7 protein-coding genes are annotated in these 6,028 nt (G+C 61.4%); 2 read left to right on the forward strand and 5 right to left on the reverse strand.

Annotated elements, in window-relative coordinates; translation table 11 throughout:
* Nucleotides 1-298: 298 nt before the first annotated feature.
* Nucleotides 299-1,036: a tellurite resistance TerB family protein gene (locus tag OQK_RS26785; RefSeq protein WP_016775153.1), complete on the reverse strand. Its 738-nt coding sequence runs from the start codon at nt 1,034-1,036 to the stop codon at nt 299-301.
* A gap of 260 nt (nt 1,037-1,296) precedes the next feature.
* Here OQK_RS26785 and pcsA point away from each other — a divergent pair, with 260 nt between their 5' ends.
* Nucleotides 1,297-2,019, forward strand: coding sequence for a phosphatidylcholine synthase (gene pcsA / locus OQK_RS26790; RefSeq protein WP_016775154.1), 723 nt, complete (start codon nt 1,297-1,299; stop codon nt 2,017-2,019).
* Between the two features lie 133 nt (nt 2,020-2,152).
* On the opposite strand, the gene OQK_RS26795 is transcribed toward pcsA, so the two are convergent.
* The 4 genes from OQK_RS26795 to OQK_RS26810 all read right to left on the reverse strand — a co-directional run bounded on the left by OQK_RS26795 (nt 2,153) and on the right by OQK_RS26810 (nt 5,148).
* Nucleotides 2,153-2,965 (reverse strand): class I SAM-dependent methyltransferase, encoded by an 813-nt coding sequence (locus OQK_RS26795; RefSeq protein ID WP_016775155.1) that lies wholly within the window; start codon nt 2,963-2,965, stop codon nt 2,153-2,155.
* A gap of 163 nt (nt 2,966-3,128) precedes the next feature.
* On the reverse strand, nt 3,129-4,340 hold the full coding sequence (locus OQK_RS26800) for a cytochrome c biogenesis protein DipZ (RefSeq protein ID WP_016775156.1): 1,212 nt from the start codon (nt 4,338-4,340) through the stop codon (nt 3,129-3,131).
* Between the two features lie 88 nt (nt 4,341-4,428).
* Complete coding sequence (locus OQK_RS26805) at nt 4,429-4,851, reverse strand: hypothetical protein (protein WP_016775157.1); 423 nt, start codon at nt 4,849-4,851, stop codon at nt 4,429-4,431.
* A gap of 33 nt (nt 4,852-4,884) precedes the next feature.
* Nucleotides 4,885-5,148: a DUF2790 domain-containing protein gene (locus tag OQK_RS26810; RefSeq protein ID WP_016775158.1), complete on the reverse strand. Its 264-nt coding sequence runs from the start codon at nt 5,146-5,148 to the stop codon at nt 4,885-4,887.
* Between the two features lie 297 nt (nt 5,149-5,445).
* Here OQK_RS26810 and OQK_RS26815 point away from each other — a divergent pair.
* Nucleotides 5,446-6,028, forward strand: a 583-nt coding sequence (locus OQK_RS26815) for a response regulator (RefSeq protein WP_016775159.1), incomplete at its 3' end; no start/stop codon positions are given.

Below are 6,028 nucleotides of genomic sequence, written 5' to 3' on the forward strand. Positions count from 1 at the left end.
GTTCGAGGCGAAAGTCGTAATGCAGGTGCGAAGCGTCGTGCTTCTGGATGCAGAACTGCAAAGCATGATCCTTGGCCGACTTACGGCCCGAGCGCTTGACTGCGGCCGGCTCCGACGTCGCGGAAAAATCACGCATGCGGTTGTAATCGTCGAGGTTCCTGTTCATGAGCACACCGATGGCAGACGGGTTCTGTTATGCAGAAGAGCGACACGGCGGCGGAAAAATTCAATCGAGGTAAAAAAGCCCCGGACGGATGGAATACCCGGGGCTGGCAGTGTCAGGGATTTTTACAGCGGGTCAGGCTTGTCCTTTCGCCTGCTGTTCCAGATGCACCTGCAGATCCGGATCGATCTGTAAGGCTGCGGCCAGCTCATCGAGATAGCTGCGTTCGGCGTCCTGTTGGTCGTCCACCAGCATGACGCTGGCCAGGTACATTTCGGCGGCTACGGCAGGATCGCCGTCAGCGGATTGCGCCACTTCCCGGGGATCCAGTGGCTTGGCGACTTCGGCGTCGAGCCATTGTTGCAACTGCGGGTCGGCGGTGTGTTTGCCGATTTCGCTGCTGATGAGGTGTTTTTCCGCTTCATCGATGCGGCCGTCAGCCTTGGCGGCGGCGATCAGGGCGCGCAGCACCGCGTGGCTGTGGGTTTCGATTTGCGGGCCGGCGAGCAGGTCGGCGGTTTGTGGCAGATCTTGCGGCGCCTTGCTGGCCTGGCTGCGTTGCCAGGCTTGGTACGCCTGGTAGGCCATCATGCCCAGCGACGCGAGTGCGGCGTAATTGGTCCCGCCGGTACGGCTTCGGCTGCCGCCACCGAGGGCGCTTCCCAAGCCGCCACCGCCGAGCAGGCCACCGAGTAAACCACCCAGGCCGCCGAGGCCACCCGAAGCCGTCGCACCACCCGCTCCAGTCTGACTGCCGCCGCCCAACAGGCCACCGAGCAATCCGCCCAGACCGTCACCGGCCGAAGCGCCACGCTGTTGTCCCGCCGAGGCCTGGCCTCGCAGCAGTTGTTCAAGCAAATCGCTGGTGTTCATGACGTTGTCCTCCGAGGCCCCGGCCTGATTGCGTCAGGCAACGATAGACCGACGCAGCCATAGCGCCAGCACCGTTGGGCTGACGCCGGCTCACCGATGAAATCGCACCCGAGAAATTTTCCGCGAGCCAGCTAAGATTCATGGGTGGTGAACCTTATCCCGGCCAAACCGGTCGATAGCTGCAACCCGACCCGGTTTGCCGACGCCCTTTCTGACGATGGGCGATACCCGGCTTGCTTCACTTTCTGGAGAACGCCCCCGTGATATCCACCGTACACATCGCCAGGCTCAAAGCATGGGGCGCCCATGGTTTTACCGCGACTGGCGTGGTCACCGCCTTCCTCGCCACCCTCGCCCTGCTGGAAAACCAGCCGATTCATTGCCTGATGTGGCTGGGCGTGGCGCTGATCGTCGACGGCCTCGATGGCGCACTGGCGCGCAAGGTCAATGTGCAATCGGTGCTGCCGAGTTTCGACGGTTCGATCCTTGATCTGGTCATCGATTACCTGACTTATGTATTCATCCCGGCGCTGTTTATCTACCGCTACATTCCCCTGCCCGATTACACCCTGTTGCTGACGGTGTCGGTGATTCTGGTGTCGTCGCTGTTCTGTTTCTGCAACGTCAACATGAAGAGCAAGGACAACTATTTTGTCGGCTTCCCGGCGGCCTGGAACGTGGTTGCGCTGTGCCTGTACATCATCGGCCCGGGGCCGTGGATCACCTTTCTCACCGTGATCGGTCTGGCATTGCTGACGGTGACGCGGATGAAGTTCCTGCACCCGTTTCGCGTGCGGCGTTTCATGCCAATCAATATCGCGGTGACGGCGATCTGGCTGTTGTGCAGTCTGTCGCTGGTGCTCAATCACCCGGTGATCAATCCGCTGGTAATGGGCTTGTGGTTGCTGATGTCGGCTTATTTTCTGGGGATCTGCATCTGGCGCACGGCGCTGGAGTGGTTTGATCGCAGCCATTTGAAATAAGCACATCCCCTGTGGGAGCGAGCCTGCTCGCGAATGCGGTGGTTCCATCAACATCAAGGTTGGCTGGCACACCGCTTTCGCGAGCAGGCTCGCTCCCACAGAGATCTTCATCGACCAGGAAATCCGATGTGGACTAGCGCTTGGTAATCACCACCTCCAGATACTCACTCGGCACCACCAGCGACGCCTCCCCCGCGCGATTCGATCGGTTGAGCAAATCCGTCAGATCATCCTCCAGCGCCTGTCCGGCCTCCGCCGACAACACCGCAAAAGCTTTGTGCACCGGCCCGTACCAGTGGCGAAAGATGTCAATGAAATGCGCCGCCGAGCGGTAGCGGAAATTGAAGTGGCTGCGGGTCACGCGTACGACAAAATCGCGGTCATCGAAATGCTTGTGCAGCCACGCATCCGAGCCCCAGTTCGATGGCGGCTGAGCAACCGCGGGCGGTGGCAGATGCTGGCCGAGAATCTTGAACATCTGCCCGACGAAGCCCTCCGGCGTCCAGTTCGCCATACCAATCCGCCCGCCCCGACGACAGACCCGCCCCAGCTCATTAGCGGCGCTGACCTGGTCAGGCGCGAACATCACGCCGAACGTCGACAAAACAGCGTCGTAGCTTTCATCGGGAAAAGGCAAAGCCTCGGCATCGGCCACCTGAAAAATCACCTCCAGATGTTCGGCCCGGGCGCGATCCTGACCACGCTCCAGCAGTGCCGCGACGTAATCGGTGGAGGTCACCACACAACCGCGCCGCGCCGCTGCCAGGGTGGCGTTGCCGTTACCGGCGGCGACATCCAGCACCTGTTCATCACAGCGCAGATCGCAGGCCTCGGCGAGGCTTTCACCGACGATCTGCAAAGTCGTGCCGATCACGGCGTAGTCGCCACTGGCCCAAGCGACTTTCTGACGTTCCTTCAGGGCAGTGAGATCAATCGGGGTACTCATGACAGCGAGCTCCGTGGCAGAGAGAAAGCACAGGCTGCGACGCGGACCGTGCTTGCTCACTATCGCGCCGAGGCTGCCCGGCGTCCCTGTCAATCGTCCGGCAACCCCGCAAACCGGGCACTTTGCCGATGAGTGGTGAAGATCTGTCAAGCGCATGAAACACTCAGGCTGCCGGCGCCTTGGCCTCTTCCAGCAACTGCTTGATCATCTGCTCCTGCTCGGCATAGCGACCTTCACCGAAGTGGCTGTAACGCATCTGGCCCTTGGCGTCGATCAGGTAATGCGCCGGCCAGTATTGATTGTCGAAGTTGCGCCAGATCGCGTAGTCGTTGTCGATGGCGACCGGGTAGGTGATGCCGAGTTTTTTCACCTGATCCTTGACGTTGTTGATGATGCGTTCGTAGCCGTATTCGGGGGTGTGCACGCCGATCACCACCAGGCCGTCCTTCTCGTATTTCTGCGCCCAGTCTTTGACATACGGCAGGGTGTGCTGGCAGTTGATGCAGTCGTAGGTCCAGAAGTCCACCAGGACCACTTTGCCGCGCAGGGATTCGGCGCTGAGCTGCGGTGAATTGAGCCATTGCACGGCGCCCGACAGCGACGGCATTGCGCCCCGGGCCTCGTCCATCATCGAATCGGCGCGGACCTTGCTGACGAAGTAGTCGACCACTTTCGGCACGTTTTCCAGGACGTTTTTCTCGACGCTGGCCACGCCCTCGGAAGAGGTATTGGCGAGCAGGGTTTTGTCGGCGCCCGTCGAGATCACCGCGACCGTAGCAAGCACCGCAACCCCGGCACCGCGACGCAACCAGCCGCTGAACGGGATCGACGGTTTCAGCCGATTGACCATACCGCGTCCGGCGAAGATCAACGTGCCCAGCGACACGGCACTGCCGACGCCGTAAGCCAGCAGCAACAGGCTGGTCTGCGCATTGGCGCCTTGCAACATTGCGCCGGTCAGAATCACCCCCAGGATCGGCCCGGCACAGGGCGCCCACAACAGGCCGGTGGCGACACCGAGCATGATCGAGCCCATCGGTCCGGCATGTTTACGCGTGTCCTGATCGAGACGATTGCCAAGCGCGACAAACGGCCTGGTCAGCCAGTCACCGACGCGGGCCGAGATCAGCGACAGGGCGAACAGCGCCATGACCAGCAAGGCGACGTGGCGGCCGGTGTTGCTGGCCTGGATCACCCACTCGCTGCTGACCACCGCGAGGCTGGAGATCAGCGCGAAGGTCAGCGCCATGCCGGCGAGGGTCAGGAAGATCGAGGAACGGGTACGGTTTGCGCCAGCGAACAGAAACGGCACCACCGGCAGGATGCACGGACTGAGAACGGTCAGCAGACCGCCGAGAAATGCGATGAGGTACATAAGGGGTCACCTTGGAATGGGGGCTGGGCACGCAACCGGCCAGCGAGGGAAACGTCCCCTCGCTAGCTCGCTTTATTTACACCGTGGCTCATGCAATCTGGCCGTCGAGCAACTGCCCTTGAGGCGTACGACTGGCACCGTTTTCCGCGACCAGTTGGCCTTGCGGTGTACGGCGGGAACCATCAGCGGCGACCATCTGGCCTTGCGGTGTGCGGCTGGAACCGTCAGCGGCAACCATCTGCCCCTGCGGCGTGCGGCTGGAGCCGTCAGCGGCGACCATCTGCCCCTGCGGTGTGCGGCTGGAACCGTCAGCGGCAACCATCTGCCCCTGCGGTGTGCGGCTGGAGCCGTCAGCGGCGATCAAGGCATCGCTGCCCTCCTTCGCCACGGTGGTCAGCTGGAAGCAGGTGCTGCTGGCGCAACTGCTCTGCTCCACAGCACTGTTGGCGTGGGCGGCGGCACCGGTGAAGGCGAAGGCTGCTGCGGTCAGAAAGCGCGAGACGTTGTTCATGGCAAAACTCCTTGCAGAAAAAGTAGGGATGACTCAGTTCTGGTTGTTGCAGCCGTCAGCGAATTTGCTGTAATCCAGCTCGCGGGTTTTGCCGGCGGAATCGAGGTAGGTCATGCGCGCCTCGGTGATGCCGCAGGTCACCGAGGTGTCTTCGGTCATCGACAGCACTTTCTGGATATCCAGATGGGTGCCGTAGGTGTAGGTTTGCCGGCTGACGTCAGCTTCGGCGTGGGCCGACAGGGTGCAGATGTTCAGAGCGGCGAACAGGCAGGCGGCGAATACGGATTTGTTGTTCATGGTGTAGTCCTCAAGGCTTCAGTGGGTTTGAGCCGAGGCGGTCTGTGTGTGCCTCGATGGAGCCTATTTGAGGCCTTCGAGGTATCGCGTCTGTGTCAGGAAAGGACGAGAATCACTCGTTGTGTATCCATGCAGCGTGTAGATACAGAGCGATACAAAACCGCGAAAAAATCGTGATTTTGCGTCGGTGTGTATCCGCCGCTGCGGCAGATACACTGCAATACAAAGGCAGGCAGGCGTGCGGTCTACGGCGCTATAGACTGCACGGCATTCCCCCTTTGACAGAGGCTTGAACCGATGGAACATGTCGATCACATTCTCATCGTCGACGACGACCGCGAGATCCGTGAACTGGTAGGCAACTACCTGAAGAAGAACGGCCTACGCACAACAGTGGTCGCCGATGGCCGGCAGATGCGCAGCTTCCTTGATGCCAACACCGTCGACCTGATCGTGCTCGACATCATGATGCCCGGCGACGATGGCCTGCAGCTGTGCCGCGAATTGCGAGTCGGCAAACACAAGGCGACGCCGGTGCTGATGCTCACCGCGCGCAACGATGAGACCGATCGCATCATCGGTCTGGAAATGGGCGCCGACGATTACCTGACCAAACCTTTCGCCGCCCGCGAGCTGCTGGCGCGGATCAACGCCGTGTTGCGCCGCACGCGTATGTTGCCGCCGAATCTGGTGGTCACCGAAGCCGGACGCCTGCTGGCGTTCGGTCGTTGGCAGCTGGACACCTCGGCCCGCCACCTGCTCGACAGCGACGGCACCATGGTTGCCCTCAGTGGCGCCGAATACCGCCTGCTGCGGGTGTTCCTCGACCATCCGCAACGGGTGCTCAGCCGCGATCAACTGCTCAACCTGACCCAGGGCC

This window comes from Pseudomonas sp. R62, assembly GCF_000257605.1.
Classification (GTDB): Bacteria; Pseudomonadota; Gammaproteobacteria; order Pseudomonadales; family Pseudomonadaceae; genus Aquipseudomonas; species Aquipseudomonas atacamensis.